Annotated in this window: 21 protein-coding genes; 10 read left to right on the forward strand and 11 right to left on the reverse strand. The window is 61.5% G+C overall.

The annotated features are described in order from the left end of the window. Position 1: 1 nt before the first annotated feature. Together ACVBAU_RS14630 and ACVBAU_RS14635 are read right to left on the reverse strand one after the other, a co-directional pair. A complete protein-coding gene (locus tag ACVBAU_RS14630) occupies positions 2-1,051 on the reverse strand; it encodes an MBL fold metallo-hydrolase (protein WP_448326892.1) in 1,050 nt (349 codons plus the stop codon). After that, positions 1,051-2,766, reverse strand: coding sequence for an acyl-CoA dehydrogenase (locus ACVBAU_RS14635; RefSeq protein WP_448326894.1), 1,716 nt, complete (start codon positions 2,764-2,766; stop codon positions 1,051-1,053). The genes ACVBAU_RS14630 and ACVBAU_RS14635 overlap by 1 nt, the downstream gene beginning before the upstream one ends. Before the next feature lie 151 nt (positions 2,767-2,917). Between ACVBAU_RS14635 and ACVBAU_RS14640 the strand changes: the two genes are divergently transcribed. After that, positions 2,918-3,862 (forward strand): L-threonylcarbamoyladenylate synthase, encoded by a 945-nt coding sequence (locus tag ACVBAU_RS14640; RefSeq protein ID WP_448326896.1) that lies wholly within the window; start codon positions 2,918-2,920, stop codon positions 3,860-3,862. 15 nt (positions 3,863-3,877) lie between these two features. Here the strand turns inward: ACVBAU_RS14640 and ACVBAU_RS14645 are convergent, their stop codons facing one another. After that, complete coding sequence (locus tag ACVBAU_RS14645; protein WP_138922682.1) at positions 3,878-4,438, reverse strand: YqgE/AlgH family protein; 561 nt, start codon at positions 4,436-4,438, stop codon at positions 3,878-3,880. A 129-nt stretch (positions 4,439-4,567) separates the two neighbouring features. Here ACVBAU_RS14645 and ACVBAU_RS14650 point away from each other — a divergent pair, with 129 nt between their 5' ends. After that, the gene (locus tag ACVBAU_RS14650; RefSeq protein ID WP_448326898.1) at positions 4,568-5,365 is read left to right on the forward strand and encodes a protein-disulfide reductase DsbD domain-containing protein; all 798 of its coding nucleotides are present in this window, start codon (positions 4,568-4,570) and stop codon (positions 5,363-5,365) included. Here ACVBAU_RS14650 and ACVBAU_RS14655 read toward each other — a convergent pair whose 3' ends face one another. From ACVBAU_RS14655 to ACVBAU_RS14675, 5 genes are all read right to left on the reverse strand, one after another. Then, the gene (locus ACVBAU_RS14655; RefSeq protein ID WP_448326899.1) at positions 5,366-8,767 is read right to left on the reverse strand and encodes an efflux RND transporter permease subunit; all 3,402 of its coding nucleotides are present in this window, start codon (positions 8,765-8,767) and stop codon (positions 5,366-5,368) included. 3 nt (positions 8,768-8,770) lie between these two features. Continuing rightward, on the reverse strand, positions 8,771-10,231 hold the full coding sequence (locus tag ACVBAU_RS14660; protein ID WP_448326900.1) for an efflux RND transporter periplasmic adaptor subunit: 1,461 nt from the start codon (positions 10,229-10,231) through the stop codon (positions 8,771-8,773). Between the two features lie 147 nt (positions 10,232-10,378). After that, positions 10,379-10,921, reverse strand: a complete 543-nt coding sequence (gene moaB / locus ACVBAU_RS14665) for a molybdenum cofactor biosynthesis protein B (protein ID WP_448326902.1) — start codon at positions 10,919-10,921, stop codon at positions 10,379-10,381. Then, complete coding sequence (locus ACVBAU_RS14670; RefSeq protein WP_448326903.1) at positions 10,918-11,526, reverse strand: LysE family translocator; 609 nt, start codon at positions 11,524-11,526, stop codon at positions 10,918-10,920. The genes moaB and ACVBAU_RS14670 overlap by 4 nt, the downstream gene beginning before the upstream one ends. Continuing rightward, on the reverse strand, positions 11,519-12,292 hold the full coding sequence (locus ACVBAU_RS14675) for a uracil-DNA glycosylase (RefSeq protein WP_448326904.1): 774 nt from the start codon (positions 12,290-12,292) through the stop codon (positions 11,519-11,521). Before ACVBAU_RS14675 ends, ACVBAU_RS14670 begins: the two co-directional genes overlap by 8 nt. 156 nt (positions 12,293-12,448) lie before the next feature. Here ACVBAU_RS14675 and ACVBAU_RS14680 point away from each other — a divergent pair, with 156 nt between their 5' ends. The 7 genes from ACVBAU_RS14680 (at position 12,449) to ACVBAU_RS14710 (ending at position 17,205) form a co-directional block, all read left to right on the forward strand. After that, positions 12,449-13,396, forward strand: coding sequence for an aspartate carbamoyltransferase catalytic subunit (locus ACVBAU_RS14680; protein WP_138922675.1), 948 nt, complete (start codon positions 12,449-12,451; stop codon positions 13,394-13,396). After that, on the forward strand, positions 13,393-13,833 hold the full coding sequence (locus ACVBAU_RS14685) for a hypothetical protein (RefSeq protein ID WP_448326905.1): 441 nt from the start codon (positions 13,393-13,395) through the stop codon (positions 13,831-13,833). Before ACVBAU_RS14680 ends, ACVBAU_RS14685 begins: the two co-directional genes overlap by 4 nt. Next, positions 13,830-14,345 (forward strand): hypothetical protein, encoded by a 516-nt coding sequence (locus tag ACVBAU_RS14690; RefSeq protein WP_448326907.1) that lies wholly within the window; start codon positions 13,830-13,832, stop codon positions 14,343-14,345. Before ACVBAU_RS14685 ends, ACVBAU_RS14690 begins: the two co-directional genes overlap by 4 nt. After that, a complete protein-coding gene (locus tag ACVBAU_RS14695; protein ID WP_448326909.1) occupies positions 14,342-14,878 on the forward strand; it encodes a hypothetical protein in 537 nt (178 codons plus the stop codon). The genes ACVBAU_RS14690 and ACVBAU_RS14695 overlap by 4 nt, the downstream gene beginning before the upstream one ends. A gap of 155 nt (positions 14,879-15,033) precedes the next feature. Next, a complete protein-coding gene (pyrC, locus tag ACVBAU_RS14700) occupies positions 15,034-16,314 on the forward strand; it encodes a dihydroorotase (protein WP_448326911.1) in 1,281 nt (426 codons plus the stop codon). A 2-nt stretch (positions 16,315-16,316) separates the two neighbouring features. Then, positions 16,317-16,928 carry a glycerol-3-phosphate 1-O-acyltransferase PlsY gene (plsY, locus tag ACVBAU_RS14705; RefSeq protein ID WP_448326913.1) on the forward strand — a complete coding sequence of 204 codons (612 nt, stop codon included), beginning with the start codon at positions 16,317-16,319 and terminating at the stop codon, positions 16,926-16,928. A gap of 4 nt (positions 16,929-16,932) precedes the next feature. Further along, on the forward strand, positions 16,933-17,205 hold the full coding sequence (locus tag ACVBAU_RS14710) for a hypothetical protein (RefSeq protein WP_448326915.1): 273 nt from the start codon (positions 16,933-16,935) through the stop codon (positions 17,203-17,205). On the opposite strand, the gene ACVBAU_RS14715 is transcribed toward ACVBAU_RS14710, so the two are convergent. The 3 genes from ACVBAU_RS14715 to ACVBAU_RS14725 all read right to left on the reverse strand — a co-directional run bounded on the left by ACVBAU_RS14715 (position 17,202) and on the right by ACVBAU_RS14725 (position 19,980). Next, a complete protein-coding gene (locus ACVBAU_RS14715; RefSeq protein ID WP_448326917.1) occupies positions 17,202-18,572 on the reverse strand; it encodes a glutamate--cysteine ligase in 1,371 nt (456 codons plus the stop codon). The two genes, ACVBAU_RS14710 and ACVBAU_RS14715, sit on opposite strands and share 4 nt — an antisense overlap. A gap of 60 nt (positions 18,573-18,632) precedes the next feature. Beyond that, the gene (locus ACVBAU_RS14720; RefSeq protein ID WP_448326919.1) at positions 18,633-19,160 is read right to left on the reverse strand and encodes a hypothetical protein; all 528 of its coding nucleotides are present in this window, start codon (positions 19,158-19,160) and stop codon (positions 18,633-18,635) included. A gap of 97 nt (positions 19,161-19,257) precedes the next feature. Further along, the gene (locus ACVBAU_RS14725) at positions 19,258-19,980 is read right to left on the reverse strand and encodes a 16S rRNA (uracil(1498)-N(3))-methyltransferase (protein ID WP_138922666.1); all 723 of its coding nucleotides are present in this window, start codon (positions 19,978-19,980) and stop codon (positions 19,258-19,260) included. A gap of 12 nt (positions 19,981-19,992) precedes the next feature. Here ACVBAU_RS14725 and ubiA point away from each other — a divergent pair, with 12 nt between their 5' ends. Next, positions 19,993-20,967: a 4-hydroxybenzoate octaprenyltransferase gene (gene ubiA / locus ACVBAU_RS14730; RefSeq protein ID WP_138922665.1), complete on the forward strand. Its 975-nt coding sequence runs from the start codon at positions 19,993-19,995 to the stop codon at positions 20,965-20,967. The last annotated feature ends 5 nt before the right edge of the window (positions 20,968-20,972 follow it).

The following is a 20,972-nucleotide window of genomic DNA, read 5'->3' on the forward strand; positions in this document are numbered from 1 at the left end:
CTCAATCCCTTGACTGATATACCCACGCCCCGTCCTGCGCACGCAAGCTGCGCGTGGCGCGGCCCGTCTGGTACAGATGGCTAAGATGCGCCACCGCTTCGACCAACGCCAGACCGTATTCGCCCTCGCCGATGTTGCGTTTGAACAGGGTCGAAAAACATTCGGAGGCAGATTTGGGCTCTGCAATCGCCTTTTCCAGACGGCGCAGGGCGCTGTGGTGGTTCTCGATCAGCTGGCGCATGCGGGTGGGCAGACCGGTAAACGGCAGCTTGTGCCCCCCCAATACCAGGTGATCTTCGCGTGATAGCAGTGACAGCCGGTCGCATGCCTCGATCCATTCGCCAATCGGATCGGCCATGGGTTCGGTGGCATAGACCCCGACATTGGGGCTGATCGAGGACAGGATCTGATCGCCCGCAATCACGAGATTGTCGTCACGGCTCCAGAAGGTAGCGTGTTCGGGGGCGTGACCGTTGCCCATATGTACATCAAAGACGCGGCCACCGATGGTGATCTCGTCGCCCTGCTTGATCCGCGTGAAGCCCAAAGGCAGCGGCGAGACGATGTCGGCAAAGTTGAAGGGCCGCTCGGAGGCGCGTTTTTCATACAGCGCGGCGTCCATACCCGACAGCTTGTAGAACGCCAGCGCTTCGGCCGACGGTGTCTCTTGCGGGTCCAGCGTCAGCATCCGCGCGGTCAGCCATGCGGTGCGCGTCGTCACCAGCTCTGCCCCGTGTTCGGCCTGGAACCAACCCGCCAACCCGATGTGGTCGGGGTGGTGGTGGGTCACGATCACCCGCGACACCGGCTTGCCGCCCAACGGCCCCGCGATCAGGTCCGTCCACAGCGCCTTGGACTTTTTCGACGCAAAGCCGGTGTCGATGATCGTCCAGCTGTCGCCTTCGTCGAACGCATAGACGTTGACGTGATCCAGCTTCATCGGCAGCGGCAAACGCAACCAAAGAACGCCGGGGGCGACCTCAATCGCTGCATCATGGGCGGGCGGCGTTTCCCAAGGGAAACGCAAACCGGTGGGTGCGGTATCCGGCATCAGGCGGCCAGTTCGTCAGCGGAAAGCGCGAAAAGATCGGCCTCGCCCGCTTGGGCATGGGCCAGCAGACCGATGTGTTCTGGCAGCAACCGCAGGATATAGAAACGCGCCAGCTTTTCACGCGCGCCGCCTTTGTCGGCCAAAGCGGCCTTGAGGTGCAGATGCGCCCCAAGCACCCGCGCAAAGGCCCGCAGGTAAGGCACCGCACCGGCAAAGCGCGTGTCCATGTTCGATTGCTCGTTCAGCCAATCGGTCGCTTCGCGCAGCGTCTCGGACGCCTGCCACAGGGCGTCCGCCATATTCGGGAACGTCTCGCGGGCCGCTTCGGCATCGGCTTCGATTTCATCCAGCAGACGGTTCGCTGCCTCGCCGCCGTCCATCATCTTGCGCGCCACCAGATCCATTGCCTGAATGCCATTGGTGCCTTCGTAGATCGCGGTCACCCGCACGTCACGGCTGTACTGCGCGGCCCCTGTTTCCTCGATAAAGCCCATGCCGCCATGCACCTGAACACCCATTTCGGCGACGGCCATACCTGTGTCGGTGCCAAAGGCCTTGGCGATCGGAGTCAAGAAGGCCGCCCGGGCTTTCCATTCGGACTGACCGGTGGCGCTCGTCATGTCGATCGCCTTGGCACAGCACAGCGCAATGGCGCGGGCGGCAAAGGTTTCGGCCTTCATCGTCATCAACATACGGCGCACATCAGCGTGATCCACAATCGTGCCGGTGCCATCGGGGCGCGATGTTTTGCCCTGTTTGCGGTCCAGCGCATAGGCCAGCGCGTGTTGATAGGCCGCTTCGGCGATGCCGATGCCCTGCCCGCCCACACCAAGCCGTGCGTTGTTCATCATTGTGAACATGGCTGCCATACCGCCCTGTTCGGCCCCAACTAGCCAGCCCGTCGCCCTGTCATACTGCATCACGCACGTCGGAGACCCATGAATCCCCAGTTTGTGTTCCAGACTGACGACGTTCAGCGTGTTGGCATTCCCAAGGCTGCCGTCCTCATTTGGCAGGTATTTCGGCACGAGGAACAGGCTGATGCCTTTCGTGCCCGCAGGCGCACCGGGCAGACGCGCGAGAACCAGATGGCAGACATTGCCGCCAAAATCATTGTCACCCCATGTAATATAGACCTTCTGGCCCGAAATCGCATAGGTGCCGTCGCCGTTGTCTTCGGCCTTGCTTGCCAGCGCACCCACGTCCGAGCCCGCTTGCGGTTCGGTCAGGTTCATCGTGCCGGTCCATTCGCCGCTGATCAGCTTGGGCAGGTACAGTTCCTTGATCGCGTCGCTGGCGTGATGTTCAAGCGCTTCGATCTGGCCTTGGCTCATCAAAGGCGCAAGCTGCAAGGACAGGCAAGCCCCGCTCATCATTTCATTCACGGCAGTCGTCAGGGTCATCGGCAGGCCCATGCCACCGTATTCAGGGTCGGCGGACATGCCGATCCAGCCACCTTCGGCCACGGCCTTGAACCCGTCAGCGAAACCGGGCGACGTGCGCACAACACCGTTCTCAAGCTTGGCGGGCGTCTGGTCGCCTGCGCGTTGCAGCGGGGCCAGAACATCATTTGTCATCTTGCCCGCTTCTTCGAGGATCGCGCGGGTGACGTCTTCGCTGGCATCTTCAAAACGTTCGGTCTGACGCACAGCGTCCAAACCTACGACATGATCAAACAGAAAGGCAAAATCTTCGACAGGGGCGCGATAGGGCATAGTTTTCCTCCGTTAACGCGTTCGTCTGCTTGGCAAACCGAACAGCGACCTGATAAGCCCAAGACGATACTTCGGGCTGTTGCGGCGAGAATGTCGCTCAAGTCTGCGCACCGCAACCCAAAACGCGGCGTCATCCCCATAAGAGAAGCCCATGACCGACATTCTACTTCCCGACCCCTTAGGCATTTCCCGCGCCGCCGCCCTGCTGCAGCAAGGTGCACTGGTCGCTTTGCCAACTGAAACGGTCTATGGCTTGGGCGCGGATGCGCGCAACGGGACGGCAGTGGCAGGGATTTACACGGCCAAGGGACGGCCCAGCTTTAACCCGCTCATTATCCATGTCGCCGATGTCGATCAGGCACGCCAATATGGGCGCTGGTCCGACACAGCAGAGGTTCTGGCCAGCGCATTCTGGCCCGGTCCAATGACCCTCGTGCTGCCATTGGCCGAGGGGCACGGGTTATCGTCCCTGGTGACAGCGGGGCTGGACAGCATCGCCATCCGCATCCCCGCACATTCCACGGCCCGCGCCATATTGCGGGCGTTTGGCGGGCCGGTGGCGGCCCCGTCGGCCAACCCCTCGGGCAAGATCAGCGCTACCACGGCGCAGCATGTCCTGTCGGGGCTGCAAGGGCGTATCGCGGCCGTTGTCGATGACGGGCCCTGCACGGTCGGGCTGGAAAGCACGATCATCGGGATGAACCAGCCACGCCCTACCCTCCTGCGCGCAGGCGGTCTGCCGTCCGAAGCGATAGAGGCGGCGCTTGGGGGGCCGCTGGATGTGGCCGACGGCGCAGAAATTATCGCCCCCGGCCAGTTGGCGTCCCACTACGCGCCCCATGCCAGCGTGCGGTTGAACGCGCAGTACGCAAAAGAAGACGAGGTCTATCTTGGCTTTGGCGCAGCGAAGGGGACTGGCGCGGATGATCTAACCCTGTCGGCCAGCGGCGATCTGGTAGAGGCCGCGGCGCAGCTATTCGACCAGCTGCACGCGCTTGACCGGCTGCGCAAACCCATCGCAGTGGCCCCGATCCCTGAAACGGGGCTTGGCCGCGCCATCAACGACCGTCTGCGTCGCGCAGCCGCTCCGCGTTGATCCATCTTGCGTTTGTCAGGCCCGCCCCGCTGTCGCGCTCAGCCCCAATGGGTCCACCCCGATAGAGGTCAGCGCCGCTTCCCATTTGCGTGCATCGGGCAAGGTGAACAGGATGTCGGTATCGCAGGGGCAGGTCAGCCAGCCGTTCTGCGCGATTTCGCCTTCCAGCTGGCCTGCGTCCCAACCGGCATAGCCTAGCATCATCATCGCCTGTCGCGGGCCCTTGCCGCGGGCGATGTCTTCGAGAATGTCAAGCGTTACAGTCATCGCCACGCCCTGCGCGATATCGGTCGTCTTCATCACCGACCGGTATTCGGCGCTGTGCAGCACAAAGCCACGCTCTGTCTCGACGGGACCACCGACATGCACCCCCAGACCGGTGATGTCGTCCATGTCCACATCACTGAGCCGGTCAAGCACGTCGCCCAGCTTGAGATCAGCGGCAGGTTTGTTGACGATCAACCCCATCGCGCCCTCGTCGTCATGCGCACAGATAAAGATCACCGAATGATCGAACCGAGGATCGCCCATGCCGGGCATGGCCACCAAAAGCTGGCCGGTAAGATCCATTGTCATGCTGTCGTTCTTTTGCGTCATCCCCATAGCATGGCGTGCGCCCCTGCCGCTTACAACCCCTGCGACTGCAACGTTTCATAATGCAAACGTGACTTGGCAAACGGGGGGCAGTTGGCCCATGAAAGCACCATGACCAGAAAACTCCTTGGCCTGATGGCCGCTGCCCTTCTCGCCCCGTTGCCTGCTTTTGCGATGGAGGTGATCCACGGGGAAATCCTGCAAGGTTGGGTGCTGCCCGATGGCAACCGCATGGCCGCGATCCGCATGACAGTTAAACCGGGGTGGAAGACCTATTGGCGCGCGCCCGGTGATATGGGCATCCCGCCCAGCTTTGACTGGTCCGGTTCACGCAACCTGTCGGCGGTGGACGTTGAATGGCCCGCGCCTACGGTGTTTCGCGAAACCAACCTGACGACCATCGGGTACAAGGATCAGGTGGTATTGCCGTTGCGGATTACGGTGCCGGAAAAAGGTGCCCCTGTGACCATGAACACCACGATTGATCTGGGCGTGTGCAGCGACATCTGTGTGCCCGCCTCGCTTGAGCTCAGAGGCGTTATCAACACAACCACGACCCGCGCCGATCCTGCCATCGCGGCCTCGCTTGCGCAGCGCCCGTATTCGGCGAAAGAGGCCCGCGTATCGGATGTGACCTGCACCATTGGCAGAACCGGCGAAGACCTGACACTAGACGCTGCTATCACGGTGCCGCCCTCGGGTGGGCAAGAGCTGGTGGTGATTGAAACCGGCAACCCCGATCTATGGGTCAGCGAGGCCGATACGACGCGCAAAGGCAACACGCTGCACGCGCGCGTGGACGTAGGCCATGTCAGCGGCGGCCCTGTGGCGCTGAACCGGTCGCATATCCGAATGACGGTTTTAGGCAGCAATCAGGCCATCGATATCGTCGGGTGTAACGCGGGCTGATCAGCCCGCTGCTTTCCTGCGCGACAGCGCATAGATCACGGCCCCCATGGCATAGCCCGCCAGCGCGATCGCTGCGGCACCTGCCAGAAACAGCAGCAGTGCTGCGCTTCGTTGTGACAGCGCCCCCATCGTGGGCAACATCTTAGCCAGCGCGGGATGCAAGCCACCAGTCACCGCGACCCACCCCAGCGTAGCCCCGCCCCAGAGCAGCATCAGTAGCCATAGCCCCAAAATACCAGTCCTCAGCCCCCCAGCCCGCGCCCGCATGGCGCGGCGCATCGCACGGATTTGACGGCCGATATCATGCTGTGCCGCGACCAGCGCAGGCACGACCAGCAGCACTAGGAACATGCCAAAGCCCAGACCATAGACCAGCGTGATCACAGTGGGTTTCAAAAATTGCGCCTGCTGGCTTTGTTCATATAGCAGCGGCGCCATCCCAAGGACCGTCGTCAACGTGGTCAGCATCACCGGACGCAACCGATCCGCCGCGCCGTCGATGATCGACGGGATCACCCCGCGCGTGGCACCATATTCGTCGATTGTCCCCACCAGCACGATGGAATCGTTGATGATGATCCCCGTCATCCCTAGCAGGCCAACAACTGTGAACATGCTCAACGGGACCTCCCACAGGGCGTGGCCATAGATCGTGCCCACCAAGCCGAACGGGATCACCGCCATCACCACCATGGGGCGCGTCCAGCTGCCGAACACCCAAGCCAGCACAAGATAAATACCCGTCAGCACAAGGATCAGCCCGGTCAGCGCATCCGACAGGAATGTGTTTTCCTGCTCGCTCAATCCGCCGATGCGGAAATCAACCTGACGTTCAGAGGCGATGCGCGGCAGGATGTCCTCGCGCAGGGCCGTCGTGATCTCGGTCGCGCGGACGGGGTCATCTTCTGAAATGTCGCCGGTTACGGATATCAGCCGGATACCGTTCTCGCGCCGTACCGTGCTGAACCCCGTACGCCGGTCCACGCTGACGATATCGGCCAGCGGCACATATTGCCCGCCCGGCGTACGCATCTGGGTACGCTCAAGGAAATCCGCCGTCAGCTCGCCCTCGGGCAGTTCCACGCGAATGGTGGCCGATCGGGGGCCATCTGGATAGGTCGCGGCCTCGATCCCGCCAAGACGGTGTCGCAAGACCCGCCCCAACATATCAATCGTGAACCCGAGCGCTTGGCCCTGCGGTGTCAGATCGAGGATCAGCTCTTCTTTGTCATAGGCTAGATTGTCCTGCACAGCGCTGACTTCGGGATATTGCCGTAGCGCATCCTGCAAATCCTGCGAGGCGGCTTTCAACACCTGTGTGTCGGCCCCATAGAACTGCACATCCAGCGCATCGCCGCCAGGACCGGAACGCCAGCCGCGAAAGCTTACGGTTTCTGCAAGCGGATGGTGGACCACGGCATCCTGCAACGCCGCCACGAAGGCAAAGCTGGAATAGGGCCGCAGGTCCGCGTCGATCAGCTCGATCGAGATACCGCCCAGCAAATCACCGTCCTTGCTGTCAGCCCCGTCGAGCCCGCGACCCGCGTTGCCCCCGACCTGCGCAATGACATAATCGATCGGATTGGTGCCATGCTCCTCGGCATATTCCGCGCCCAGCGCTTCTGTCGCGCGTTGCATTTCGCGCATCATCGCCAGCGTATCGGCACGGGTGGCCCCATCGACCATGGCGAAGTTACCCGTTACCGACCCACGTTCGGGCGCGTTGAAAAAGCGCCATTGAACGTCGCCTTGAATGAACAGCGCCACCTGAGACGCAAGCACTGCGACAACGCCCGCCAACACCACATAGCGCGCGCGGATGACACCCGCCATGAAAGGGCGGAACAGCCGCTCGCGCACCCAAAGGAACCCGCGATTGACCACACGGCTGGGCAGATCATACCACCGTTTCTTTGCCCCTGCGGCCATCGCATGCGCCATGTGGTTTGGCAGGATCAAAAAGCATTCGACCAGTGACGCCGCCAGCACTGCAATGACGGTCAGGGGAATATCTCCGATCAGGCTGCCAAAGCGTCCGCCAACGGCCAGCAGGCCAAAGAACGCAATGATCGTCGTCAGGGTTGCGGCAAAAACCGGCATCGCCATGCGCCGCGCGGCGTTCTCTGCCGCTTGCATCGGTGGCTCGCCCAGTTCGTTATGCCGGTAGTCGGCATGTTCCCCCACAACGATCGCGTCATCTACAACGATCCCAAGCGTGATAATCAGACCGAACAAAGAGATCATGTTGATCGTGATCCCGCCCGCATACATTAGTGCAATTGCCGCGGCCATCGACGCCGGAATACCCGCGGCCACCCAAAAGGCCGTGCGCGCGTTCAGGAACAGGAACAGCAACCCCACCACAAGCGCGAGGCCCATCAAACCGTTATCAATCAGCAAATCCAGCCTGCCGGTAATTGCCTCGGCGCGCGTGCGGATCAGGTTGATCGCCACCCCCTTGGGCAGCATCACCGCCATATCGGCAGCGACCCCTTCGACGCTTTGCTGAATACCAATGGCATCCCCCCCGTCAGAGCGGTCAATGCGCACCGATATTGCCGGATCGTCGCCGACAAAATACCCCACCTCGCGGTCAGAGCCCTGTTCGATCACCCGCGCCAGATCGCCCACCAACAGTGACGATCCATCGACATTGCTGCGCAAGACGACACGCGACAAGGCGTCGGCACTGCGCTTGGCGGTCCCGGTGCGCACGCGGGCATTGGCACCTGTTACGTCACCGGCGGGGCTGGCATCGACCTCAGCAGCGATCGCCGCCGCGATCTCGGCCATGGTGATATTATAACGGATCAACCGGAGAGAGGGGACCTCGATCAAGGTCTGCGGCGCAGCGACCCCCTGAATGGTGCTGCGGGTGACCCCCGCCGCGAAAAGACGCGTGACAAATTCATCTGCAAAACGGCCCAGCTGTTCCGCACTGATCGGGCCGGTGATCACGACATCGGTGACGCGGTCACGCCAGATGCCACGGCGCACCACAGGGTCTTCGGCATCTTCGGGCAGTGTGGTGACGGTATCCACGGCGGTTTGCACATCGGTCGCAGCGCGGGCCATATCCCAGTTCGGCTCGAACTCCAGCGAAATGGTGCCACTGCCCTCACGCGACGCGGCGGTAGAACTCTCCACCCCTTCCACCGCCAGCAAGACAGGTTCAAGCACCTGAACGATGGCGTTGTCGACATCATCCGCGCCGGCCCCCTCCCAAACGGTCGAAACCGAGACACTGTCGATAACCACATCGGGAAAGAATTGCGCCCGCATGTTGGGCGCAGCAGCCGCCCCGCACACAAGCAGCACCACGAGCAACAGGTTCGCCGCCGTCCGGTGACGCGTGAAATACGACAGGATTCCGCCTGCGGGGCCGGACATGCTACGGGCCATAGATCAGCCCCCCATCCGGCTTTCGATGCGTTCGATCACCCGCGCAGGGACCTGTGGCTCAGCCAGTTGCGCCAGAACCCGTGCTTTAGCATCCTGCGGCATCCGCGTGTTCCCCTCGACAAAGGCGACAAGCTTTGCCCGACGTTCCTTTGTCAGCGCGATCATTGCGGGCGCATCTACCTGCGCCGTGTCCCGAGCCCCCGAGCGCAACGGCTTTACCGCAATACCGGCCCCCAGCAGTGGCGAGCGGGCCTCGACGACATCGCGGCCCTCGATTGGTCCCCGCACCAAGACCTCATCCCCCACGCGACGCAACACAGAGACCTGAACGCTTTCAAGCCGGTTTTCCGGATCCAGCACCAACACCGCCCCCTGCGCATCCAGCGCCGAGCTGGGCAGCCGAATGACGTCGTCCAATGCCGGTTCGCCCACCCGTACCATCGCGAAATCCCCCGGCTTGAACCCCGGTGCTTGCGCCAGCGTGGCAAAGATCAACCGGCCACTGGCCCCCTCACCCGCCGCAGCACCTGCACGGGTAATCTGGCCATGTGCCTCAAGGTCGGCACCCGCAACGTCGAGGCTTGCCGTAACATCCGCCTTGATCAACCGGCCCTGCGCATCCAGCAAGCGCGCGTATTGTGTGGTGGAAATGCGAAAAGAAATCTCGAGATCATCCGGGGCAATCAACTCCGCCAGCCGTTCGTTCGGTGAGACAAGGCGCCCCTCAACAACCGAAGTCTCGCTCAGCGCTCCATCGAAAGGCGCGGTGATTGTGGTTTCCTTTAACGCGCGCTGTGCATCGGCCAACGCGATCTGCGCATTGGACAACAAGCGCACGGCCTGATCCACGCGGGCCTCGGTTTGGGTCACCACCTGACGTCGCGCCAGAACCGCTTGGCGGGCGCTTGATGCCGCAAGCTCTGCTGTCTCTGTCGCCGTCGCGGTCCCGACACCCCGTTCACCCAAATCGCGTTGGCGTTCAAAGGCACCGATGCGCAAGCCGGCCTGTTCTTCGGCGGCAGCCAGTTCGTCCCGCCCCAAGGCCAGCGCACGGTCCGCATCACGCCCCTCTGCCTCTGCATTGCGCACAGCGCTTTGTGCCCGTGCGACTTCGGCCAAAGCGTCCGATCGATCAAGACGGACGAGAACCTGCCCCGCGACAACCCGGCCGCCGACCTCGAATTCAGGCGCAAGCTCGACCACGCGCCCCCCGACGGCGGCGCGCAGCTCAAGTGTCCGGCGGCTTTGCACGGCCCCAAAGCTTTGCAAGATAGGCACTTCGGTGCCTGACACGGCGCGCACAACATTGACCGAAAACACCCGTTCACGCGGGGCGCGGTCAGGCGGCGCGTCGGTCAGCCGTTGCTGGACAGCCCCGCCGATAAGGTCCGCTGCCAGCAGCAAGAACCCTAACGTCGCGGCCGCCAGAAACAGCCCAATCATGCTTTGCCGTAGAAATCGCATCTTGCCCCGATCTTATCCATCTGTGGCAGCAGTTTACCCCGCACGCCCACAAAGAACAAAATCACAGTTGAGACAACCACGCACGGCCTATCATACGCAGGCCCAGGCGGTTTCCATCGTTCTTCGTCCCAAAAATCGCAAAGGCCGCTATTTCCGGCGCTGGTGTTCGTCTAGCCGGGGCATGATTTCGACAAAATTACAGGGCCTATGGCGGTAATCGAGCTGCTTGATTAAAATCTCGTCCCACGCATCCTTGCAGGCACCCGGCGATCCGGGCAGCGCGAACAGATAGGTGCCTTGCGCGACCCCGGCAGTGGCGCGGCTTTGCACCGCAGAGGTGCCGATCTTTTGCATCGAGACGATGGTGAATACTGTACCGAAGGCGTCGATCTCTTTCTCGTAGACATCGCGATGCGCCTCTACGGTGACATCGCGGCCTGTCAGCCCCGTGCCACCGGTACTGATCACCACATCAATCTCGGGGTCGGCACACCAGTCGCGCAGTTGCGCTGCTATCTCGGCCTGTTCGTCCCGTATGATGGTGCGTGCGGCAAGCGCGTGACCTGCATCGGCAATGCGCGCAACCAGCACATCACCTGACCGGTCCTCGGCCAGGCTGCGCGTGTCTGACACCGTCAGCACGGCAATGCGCACAGGAATAAAATCAAGCGTGTCGTCGATCCGGCTCATGTCCGCTCCAATACTGCTAGCCGTGCGGCGAGGGCTATGAAAATACCGCTGCTGATCCAGCGCAGAGCTTGCCCGCCCCCGACCATCCGGCGGCCTAAACCGCTGGCAAACACACCGACCAAAGCGTTGATGGTAAACCCGCCCAGCGACAGCACCGAGCCGAACATCAAGAACTGCAGCAGCACCGGTCCCGCCTCTGGCACCACGAATTGCGGCACAAAGGCCAATACGAACAAGATCACCTTGGGGTTGGTTAGGTTCACGATCAAACCGCTGCGAAACGCCGATTTCGGCGCAAGCGAGACCGCAGGTGCCGCCCCGCTACTGCGCCAGGTCTGCACAGCCAGCCACAGCAGATAGCAGACCCCGATCCAGCGGATCACGTCAAAGGCCCAAGGCAGCGCAGCGACCACCGCACCCAAGCCCAGACCGGCCAGAGTGACATGTACCATCCCGCCAAGCGCGACCCCGGCACTGGCCGCGACCGACGCCCGCGGACCAAAGCGCACGCCCTGCCCCAGACAGAACATCATATCCGCACCGGGCGTGAGGTTCAGCGCCAGCGCAGCGGGTACAAAGGCCAGCACCGTAATCGGATCAACCATTCCTTAATTTCGCTTTCAGTGACAGCAAATCGGCCCAGGCCTCGCGTTTGAACTCGGGGCTGCGCAACAGATAGGCGGGGTGGAACATGGGCAGTGCGGGCAGACCCTCGGCCTGCGTCCACTGCCCGCGCAATCGGGTGATTCCACGTTTGCCCAGCAACGCCTGCGCTGACCAATTACCAACGATCACCAGAACCTCTGGCTTGGCCAAGGCGATATGCCGTGCAAGAAACGGCTTCATCATCGCGATTTCATCGGGCTTAGGGTCGCGGTTCTGCGGCGGCCGCCAAGGCAGCACATTGGTGATGTATACCGGCGCAGTCTCATGATGCCGCCCCATATCGATCGCCGCCAACATCTTGTCCAACAGCCCGCCGGCGCGCCCGACAAAGGGTCGCCCCTCGCGGTCTTCGTCGCGGCCCGGAGCCTCGCCAACAATCATGACGCGGGCCCCCGGCGTGCCGTCCGAAAATACCAGGTTGCGGGCCCCACGCTTGAGCTCGCAATGCTCGAACGCCGTCATCGCGGTGCGCAATTCATCTAGCGTGGTTGCTGCCGCTGCGGCACGTGTGGCTTCCGCCACCCCATCAGAACCAGAGGACGCAAGCGGCACAGGCCCCGTCTTGCCCTTTTGCGCCTTCGGTTTCTCGACCGCTGCGGGCACTTCATAGCGGTTCACCGGCGCGTCACAAATCGCCTCGGTCGCGCCAAGTTCAATCTGCCAGTGCAAAAGTGCAAGCGCCTGATGATAATCCACTGATTCCATGTGCCCAACTTACGCGCTGACGCGGGCAATAAAAATGCCAAGTTCCAAATGGCCTTAAATCCAATTCCACCCCCGCCTCGGGATGACGCCGCCCGACGACTTGCCCCGCCCTGCGCTGCCGCCTATAACGCCAAAAATAACGTGGGGTCCGCCGTCATGAGTTTCGCACACCGCCATCTTCTGGGCATTGAACACCTGTCCCAAGACGACATTACCACCCTTCTTGATCTGGCGGACACATACGTCGATTTGAACCGCCAGCCTCATAAACACAGTGATGCGCTGAACGGGCTGACGCAGATCAACATGTTCTTCGAAAACTCGACCCGCACGCAGGCGAGCTTTGAGATCGCGGGCAAGCGGCTTGGCGCGGATGTCATGAACATGGCAATGCAGGCGTCGTCGATCAAAAAGGGCGAGACGCTGATTGATACGGCGATGACACTAAACGCGATGCACCCCGATCTGCTGGTTGTGCGCCATCCCCAATCCGGTGCTGTCGATCTGCTGGCGCAGAAGGTGAACTGCGCCGTGTTGAACGCGGGCGACGGGCGTCATGAACACCCAACCCAAGCCTTGCTGGACGCGTTGACGATCCGCCGCGCCAAGGGGCGTCTGCACCGCCTGTCCATTGCCATCTGCGGCGACATCGCACACAGCCGCGTGGCACGGTCCAACATCATGCTTCTTGGCAAGATGGAAAACCGCATTCGCCTGATCGCCCCCCCGACCCTGATGCCGGCGCAGATCGGCGAATTTGGCGTCGAGGTGTTCGACGATATGAAAGAAGGGCTGAAAGACGTCGATGTCGTGATGATGCTCCGCTTGCAAAAAGAACGCATGGATGGCGGCTTTATCCCCAGCGAACGTGAATATTATCACAGATATGGGCTGGATGCTGAAAAACTGGCCCACGCCAAGCCCGACGCGATTGTCATGCACCCCGGCCCGATGAACCGCGGCGTAGAAATTGACGGAACGCTGGCAGATGACATCAATCGCAGCGTTATTCAGGACCAGGTAGAGATGGGCGTGGCCGTGCGCATGGCGGCGATGGACCTGCTCGCGCGCAACCTGATCGACAGCCGCAAGGCAAACGCATGACTGCACGCCCGCCCGAAGAACACGACCTGCTACACTGGCGTATTTCGCCGCGGGCGTTCTTTTGGCGGTGTATGGCATTGGCTGTGCTGACCATGCTGTTCTGTCTGCCGCTGCTGATCTGGCTGGACCCGATTACGTGGCTGCTCGCCTCGGTTCTGATCGCGGTTTTCTACATGTGGGTGTTTGACGAATTCCAGATCTGGTACAGCAACCGCAAGACGGTTTGGCGTCTCACCGACCGCGCAATCCACATCAACACCCCCGACACCGCAGAGCCGCTGGTACTGCCGCTGACCGATATCCGGTCGATCGGGAAACTGTCGCTGTGGTCGATCACCCTTGGCTTGCCGGACGGCCAGCGCGTCACCCTGCCGCTGGTGCCGCAGCTGCGCGAGACCAAGGCGCGTCTTGTCCAAGCGATAGAGGCCACGCGATGACCGACAAATTTTGGCAAGACCTGCTGGAGCCGGACGAAGATCTGTTGTGGACAGGTCGCCCCAAGCCAAAGCTTTCACTGCGCAATTTTCAGTTGCTCGGTCCCTTTGTCGGCGCAATCGGTACCGTTATCGCAGGTGCCTTTGTGCTGCAAGGCAACAGCTTGCCTGTGTCGCAATCGGTGGTCGTCGCGGTGATCGTCGCCCTGGTGGCCCTGTCGCTCTTGCGCGGGATGACCCGCCTGACCGATCTGCGCCGCACCCGCTATGCGCTGACCAACCACCGCGCCTTGTTTTTCAAGCTGACCCGCGACGGCACCCGCGCCAAAGCTTTCCCCCGCAGCGCCGAGACAACGCCCGATCTGCGTCTGACCAGCCCGCCCTCCGTTTTCTTTATCCGGCATGAACAAGCCGACAATCCCGCCCGCACCGCGCATCTAGGGTTTGAATATATCGAAGACAGCGACAGATTAAGTGCATTGATGGTAACTGCTTACAAAGGTGCACCCCGATGACACAACTTGAGATCCCCAATGGCGAAATCGGCCAGATCCGTCTGTTTGCCGTAAACCGCCCGATTGACGAACTGGCCCGCGATCTGCGCGATGGCAGCAAGGAAGCGTTGATCGCCGATCTGCTCGGCCGTTCAGTACCCGAAGGCTCGGCCGAGCTTTTTCCCGTCTCCGACCTAACGGGCGTGGGGCTGGCGCGCTATCTGAACGATGGCTACGCCGTGCCCCCTGACCAGATCAGCCGCGACCGCGCCCGTTTGGATGCGCTGGACGGCTATGTGCTGTTGCTGTTTTCCTCGGCCTTTGAGGGGCAAGAGACGACGCTAAAGCTTGGACCCGACCTGACCATGATCGGCACATACGGCGAGACGCAACCCGATATGTCCGTTATCCCGCTCGAGGCTGAATCCGCGCAACCCTACACGGGTGCTGCGGACATGACTCCGAAATCCCCGCCCGAGGGCGGTGCTGGTGGTATGATGGTGCTGCTGGCCGTTATCGTGCTGATCGGTCTTATTCTGTGGTGGCTGCTGTGAAAGAACCCAAACCTGATCCCAAAATGTCTGGCCGTATCGCCATGATCGCCTTGCTTGTCGCCTTTGGTGTGGCAGGCATGATGGTGTGGATCGGGTCCTGATCCGACCTGCCGCCGCTGCTGCGCCTCTGTTTCCTTAACTACGAAAGCCTCTCCATGACCCTGCATTTTATCAACGCGCAGCTGATCGACCCCGAAGCAGGCACCGTCACCCGCGGCACGCTCAAGGTCGAGAATGGCAAGATCGCGGCGATACTGGACGCGAACGCTTCGATACCGAGCGATGCGCAGATTGTGGATTGTCGTGGCAAGTACCTTGCCCCCGGGATTGTCGATCTTGGGGTCAAGGTCTGCGAACCCGGCGAACGGCACAAGGAAAGCTTTCGGTCCGCAGGATTGGCGGCGGCAGCAGGCGGGGTCACGACAATGGTCACGCGCCCTGACACCAACCCCACCATCGACAGCCCCGAAGTGCTGGAGTTTGTCACCCGTCGCGCCAACGAGGCCGCGCCGGTCAACGTCGTGCCCATGGCCGCCCTGACCAAAGGTCGCGAAGGCCGCGAGATGACCGAGATCGGGTTTCTGATGGATGCCGGTGCCGTGGGCTTTACCGATTGCGACCGTGTCGTGACGGACACCAAGGTGTTTTCCCGTGCGCTGACCTATGCCCGCAGCCTTGGTGCGCTGGTCATCGCCCACCCGCAAGAACCGATCCTGAGCAAAGGGGCGGCGGTGACCTCTGGCAAATTCGCGTCGTTGCGCGGGCTGCCCGCCGTGTCGCCCATGGCCGAGCGCATGGGGCTGGACCGTGACATCGCGCTGGTCGAAATGACAGGTGCGCGGTACCACGCGGACCAGATCACCACCGCCCGCGCCCTGCCCGCACTGGAGCGCGCCAAGAACAACGGGCTGGATATCACCGCAGGTGTCGGCATTCACCACCTGACGCTGAACGCGCTGGATGTGGCCGACTACCGCACCTTCTTCAAGCTCAAGCCACCGTTGCGCGACGAAGAGGACCGCATCGCCGTGGTAGAGGCCGTGGCCTCGGGGTTGATTGACATCATCTGCTCCATGCACACGCCGCAGGATGAGGAATCCAAACGCCTGCCGTTCGAAGAAGCCGCGTCGGGGGCCGTAGCACTGGAAACGCTGCTGCCTGCGGCCCTGCGACTGGTCCACTCAGAGATGATCGACATCGCGACGCTGTGGCGGGCGCTGTCGTTCAATCCGGCGAAACGTCTGGGCCTGCCCGGTGGGCGCATGTCGGTGGGGGCCCCCGCCGATCTGGTGCTGTTCGACGACGGTGCGCCCTTTGTCATGAACCGCGAGACATTGCAGTCGAAATCGCGCAACACCCCCTTTGATGGGATGCGCATGCAAGGTAAGGTCTTGGAAACTTACGTTTCTGGCACCTGCATCTATAAGGCCTCCTGATTATGCCCCTGATCGATTCCACACTATTCGTGCTCTTGTTCTGGGCTATTGCGGCCTATCTGGTCGGGTCTATCCCCTTTGGCATGGTGCTGACCCGCGCGATGAACCTAGGGGATCTGCGCAGTATCGGGTCGGGCAATATCGGTGCCACGAACGTGCTGCGCACGGGCTCCAAGAAAGCGGCCGCGCTGACCCTGATACTGGATGGCGGCAAAGGGGCCGTCGCGGTGTTGCTGGCGCGACTCTTTGCAGGCGAAGACGCCGCACAGATCGCAGCACTGGCCGCGATGGTGGGGCATTGCTACCCGGTATGGCTGGCGTTCAAAGGCGGCAAAGGCGTAGCGACCTTCCTTGGCGTGCTGCTGGCACTGGCATGGCCCGTCGGCATCGCGAGCTGTCTGGCATGGCTGATCGCCATGGCCGTGACACGTACGTCCTCCATCGGCGGGCTTGCCTCGGCGGCGGCATCGACCTTCTTTATGATATTCCTGGGGTACGGCAGCGCCCTGCTGTTGGGCATCGTGCTCACCCTGCTGGTGTTCTGGCGGCACCGTGAAAACATCAAACGCATCCGTGCGGGCACAGAGCCCAAGATCGGTGCCAAGAAAGACTGACCCTGTGACGGCTACCGTAGATGCGCGCTTTTTGGCCGCGTTCCACGCGCTGCCCGACGGCACCCACACCGGCAGATATCAAACCCGCCGCTATGTCTGGTCAAAAAGCAGCTTCAATACAGGTAAAAGCTGGAAATTGATTGCCGAGGAATTGGGCGGTTCGGACTATATCAGTCTGAACCTCTATGCCCTCGCCAGCGGTACACGGCTTTACCCGTGCGAGATGCCCGCGGCCAAGGTCACTGCCTTTATCCGCGGGCTGATCATCGAAGATTAGTAGGAATAGTCGGCGTAGATCCGGCTGAGATCGCCATTCCATTTGCCGTTATAGTCATCCAAAAGCTCGTCGGCAGGTACTTTGCCCGTCTCGATGCTTTCCTTCAGGGCGTTCAGGAAATGGGTTTCGTCCGGAACCATGCCACCTGCGCCGCTGCGTGCGCGTGCTTTCAGGCCGTGCTCTGACAAGGCCACGGCCTCGCGCGCGATATCGTGCATGTTCACGCCGCCAACCTTGGCCTGCAACCCGTCAACAGACGCCGCCACGCGTAATGCTTCGCGAGTTTCAGCATCCCAGCCTTTGACCAGATCCCAAGCACCGTCCAGCGCCTGCTGGTCATAGGTCAGACCCACCCAAAAGGCGGGCAGCGCGCAAAGCCGGCGCCACGGGCCACCATCGGCACCGCGCATTTCAATGAACTTCTTGATCCGCGCCTCGGGGAAGGCAGTGGTCAAATGGTCCGCCCAATCGCTCAAGGTCGGGATCTCACCCGGCAGTGCGGGCAGCTTGCCCTTCATGAAGTCACGGAATGATTGCCCCAAAGCATCAATGTATTTGCCGTCGCGGTAGACAAAGTACATCGGCACATCGAGCGCATATTCCACCCAACGCTCGAATCCCATGCCGTCTTCGAATACCCATGGCAACGTGCCAGTACGCGCCGCATCCAGGTCGCGCCACACACGGCTACGCCAGGATTTATGACCAATGGGCTTGCCCTCGAAGAAGGGGGAGTTCGCAAACAAGGCCGTCGCCACTGGCTGCAACGCCAGCGCCACACGTAGTTTCTTGACCATGTCGGCCTCTGACCCGAAGTCGAGGTTCACCTGCACGGTGCAGGTCCGACGCATCATGACCCGGCCCATCGTACCGACTTTGGTCATGTATTCGTTCATTAGTTTATAACGCCCCTTGGGCATCAGATCCATCTGGTCATGTGACCATTCAGGCGCAGCGCCCAGACCAATGAAACCGGCCCCGATGCGGTCTGCTACATCGCGCACTTCGCGCAGGTGCGCATTCACCTCGTCGCAAGTCTCGTGGATGGTTTCGACAGGGGCACCCGACAGTTCCAGCTGGCCGCCCGGCTCAAGCGAGACATTGGCCCCGTCCTTGACCAAACCAATCAGCTTGCCGCCTTCTTCGACAGGGTCCCAGCCGTGACCGTCGCGCAGGCCTTCGAGCATGGCGCGGATGGAACAGTCGCCCTCATAGGGCAACGGCAACAGCGTCTCTTTGTTATAGCCGAATTTCTCGTGCTCGGTACCGATGCGCCAATCTTCTTTCGGCTTGCACCCGTCTGCGAGGTAATTGACCAGTTGGTCGTAACTTTCGATCGGGCCGCCGCCGGATTGAGGGATGGACATGTGGGGTGGCTCCGAATTCAATTTCTGTGGTCTTAGGGATGGTGCGATTTCTGCGGGGTGTCAATGCAGCAGGGTCGAAACCGGGCGCATCGACCGACGTTCCCAAATCACCACCGACAGGGTCTTGTCGTCTGCCAATTCCGCCAACATGCGTTCAGTGCGCAGTCCCGGCAGCGCGGCAAAAGCGTCAAACAGCACGTCTGCGCCCGCCGCATCCACGGGGATCATCACGGGATTTTGTCCGGGTTGTTCCAGTTTCCAATGGGCCGGATAGGCACCGCGCTCAAGGCTCAGCCGATCCATCTCGCGCAGGGCGATGACCCCGCCTGTCAACGGTCCGAAATAGGCGATCTGCCCCTCGTCCACCTGCACTGCGCCCGCGCCAAGCCCAGTTTTGCGAAACCTTACCCGCTGGCCGCCAATCCAGACAAAGACCACCCCGGCCAGGATCAACGCATACCCCGGTATCGCCAGCAGCAGCCCCGGCCCCATCACCAGCCAAAGCCCGACCAGCGCAACCGTGATGCCGCCCAGAACCTCACGCCAGCGCCAAAGTTCTGCCTTTGCCTCAGGTCGCAAAAAACTCATCGTTCTCTCCCGATACCAGCTTCATTTTGCCCGCTAAACTCCACGGGGGCGTGGGGGTGTGAAACCCCCACTTCGACACGCGACACATACACGGCACTCACGTCCAATCCCCCAAGGTTTTCTGCCACAAAGTCATCGCCGCCACCGCAGCGGTATCCGCCCGCAAAATCCGAGGTCCCAACGCCACGGGACGGGACCATTCTACCCCGCGCAAGCGTTTGCGCTCAGTGTCTGAAAATCCGCCCTCCGGCCCGATCAGAATGGCCCAGGGACCAGGCTGCGCGGATGCCAGATCGCCCTCTTCGCCGGCCAGTGCTTCGTCACAGAACATCAAGGACCGCTCAGGCTCCCAGCTGTCGATCAACCGATCCAGACGGACCATTTCAGCAACCTCGGGCACGAAAGTACCGCCGCATTGCTCTGCTGCTTCTACCGCATGGGCCTGCAACCGGTCGCGCTGCACACGGCCTGCATTGGTAAACGCGCTTTGTACCGGCACGATACGACGTGCGCCCATTTCAGCGGCTTTCTCGACGATGAAATCAGTGCGCGCCTTTTTGATGGGCGCAAAGATCAGCCACAGGTCAGGTGGCAATTGCAGCGGTTTGGTCTGCTCGGCACAGACCAGCACGCCACCGCGCTTGCCTGCCTCGGCGACCTCGGCACGCCATTCGCCATCGGTGCCGTTAAACAGCAAGATAGACGCACCGACCGCCTGGCGCATCACGCCAAAGAGGTAATGCGCCTGCGCCTTATCCAAAGGAACGGATTGCCCCTGCCCCAGTGGATGATCTACATAAAGTCTGATTTTAGCGTTCATGGGCCTAGATATATGCACGACACCTCGCCGACACCAGATGGCAATGATGCGGCACGCGTCGTCGATGCCCCTGCGGACAATTGGGTCGACCGCTCTGCCCCGCGTTTCACCCGACCTTTCTTGCGGCTCAGCCGCGCGGATCGCCCCATCGGGACGTGGCTTTTGCTGCTGCCGTGTTGGTGGGGACTAACGCTTGCGATGCTGTTTGACCAACAGCCGCGCTGGTTCGATCTGTGGATTTTTATCGGCTGCGGTGCGGGTGCATGGTTGATGCGCGGCGCGGGTTGCACTTGGAACGACATCACCGACCGCCATATCGATGGCAAGGTTGCACGCACCCGGTCGCGGCCGATCCCATCGGGGCAGGTCAGCGTCAAAGGCGCGCTGGCCTGGATGATCGCGCAAATGCTGATCGCGCTGTGTATCCTGCTGTCCTTCAACGGGGCTGCGATTGCACTTGGGGTGCTGGCCTTGCTGCCGGTCGCAATCTATCCCTTTGCAAAGCGCTTTACGTGGTGGCCCCAGGTCTTTTTGGGAATCGCCTTTAACTGGGGGGCCTTGCTGGCTTGGACCGCCCATACCGGCAGCCTCGGCGCACCTGCGGTTGTGCTTTATGTCGCTGGTATCGCGTGGACGCTTTTCTATGACACGATCTATGCCCATCAAGACAAGGAAGACGACGCACTGATCGGTGTGAAATCCACCGCCCGCCTGTTCGGTGACAACACTGCCCAATGGCTGCGCCGGTTTTTGATGGGCACCGTGGGCCTGATGGGTCTGGCGGTCATCTTTGCGCTGCGTGATTCTGCATCGTTTCTGGCGCTGATCATCGCGCTTTGCGGTCCGTGGGCAATGGGCTGGCACATGGCATGGCAGCTGCGCAGCATCGACATCAACGATAACGACAAACTTCTGCGGTTGTTTCGCGTTAACCGCGATACCGGCATGATCCCGCTGGTATTTTTCGCCGCCGCCCTTTTGGCCTGATTGCA

This window comes from Sulfitobacter sp. M13 (genome assembly GCF_053474885.1).

Coding starts and splice junctions, on each gene's coding strand:
- ACVBAU_RS14630 (WP_448326892.1), bottom strand. CDS start 1,051: ATGCCGGATACCGCACCCACCGGTTTGCGTTTCCCTTGGGAAACGCCG.
- ACVBAU_RS14635 (WP_448326894.1), bottom strand. CDS start 2,766: ATGCCCTATCGCGCCCCTGTCGAAGATTTTGCCTTTCTGTTTGATCAT.
- ACVBAU_RS14640 (WP_448326896.1), top strand. CDS start 2,918: ATGACCGACATTCTACTTCCCGACCCCTTAGGCATTTCCCGCGCCGCC.
- ACVBAU_RS14645 (WP_138922682.1), bottom strand. CDS start 4,438: ATGACAATGGATCTTACCGGCCAGCTTTTGGTGGCCATGCCCGGCATG.
- ACVBAU_RS14650 (WP_448326898.1), top strand. CDS start 4,568: ATGACCAGAAAACTCCTTGGCCTGATGGCCGCTGCCCTTCTCGCCCCG.
- ACVBAU_RS14655 (WP_448326899.1), bottom strand. CDS start 8,767: ATGGCCCGTAGCATGTCCGGCCCCGCAGGCGGAATCCTGTCGTATTTC.
- ACVBAU_RS14660 (WP_448326900.1), bottom strand. CDS start 10,231: ATGCGATTTCTACGGCAAAGCATGATTGGGCTGTTTCTGGCGGCCGCG.
- moaB (WP_448326902.1), bottom strand. CDS start 10,921: ATGAGCCGGATCGACGACACGCTTGATTTTATTCCTGTGCGCATTGCC.
- ACVBAU_RS14670 (WP_448326903.1), bottom strand. CDS start 11,526: ATGGTTGATCCGATTACGGTGCTGGCCTTTGTACCCGCTGCGCTGGCG.
- ACVBAU_RS14675 (WP_448326904.1), bottom strand. CDS start 12,292: ATGGAATCAGTGGATTATCATCAGGCGCTTGCACTTTTGCACTGGCAG.
- ACVBAU_RS14680 (WP_138922675.1), top strand. CDS start 12,449: ATGAGTTTCGCACACCGCCATCTTCTGGGCATTGAACACCTGTCCCAA.
- ACVBAU_RS14685 (WP_448326905.1), top strand. CDS start 13,393: ATGACTGCACGCCCGCCCGAAGAACACGACCTGCTACACTGGCGTATT.
- ACVBAU_RS14690 (WP_448326907.1), top strand. CDS start 13,830: ATGACCGACAAATTTTGGCAAGACCTGCTGGAGCCGGACGAAGATCTG.
- ACVBAU_RS14695 (WP_448326909.1), top strand. CDS start 14,342: ATGACACAACTTGAGATCCCCAATGGCGAAATCGGCCAGATCCGTCTG.
- pyrC (WP_448326911.1), top strand. CDS start 15,034: ATGACCCTGCATTTTATCAACGCGCAGCTGATCGACCCCGAAGCAGGC.
- plsY (WP_448326913.1), top strand. CDS start 16,317: ATGCCCCTGATCGATTCCACACTATTCGTGCTCTTGTTCTGGGCTATT.
- ACVBAU_RS14715 (WP_448326917.1), bottom strand. CDS start 18,572: ATGTCCATCCCTCAATCCGGCGGCGGCCCGATCGAAAGTTACGACCAA.
- ACVBAU_RS14720 (WP_448326919.1), bottom strand. CDS start 19,160: ATGAGTTTTTTGCGACCTGAGGCAAAGGCAGAACTTTGGCGCTGGCGT.
- ACVBAU_RS14725 (WP_138922666.1), bottom strand. CDS start 19,980: ATGAACGCTAAAATCAGACTTTATGTAGATCATCCACTGGGGCAGGGG.
- ubiA (WP_138922665.1), top strand. CDS start 19,993: ATGCACGACACCTCGCCGACACCAGATGGCAATGATGCGGCACGCGTC.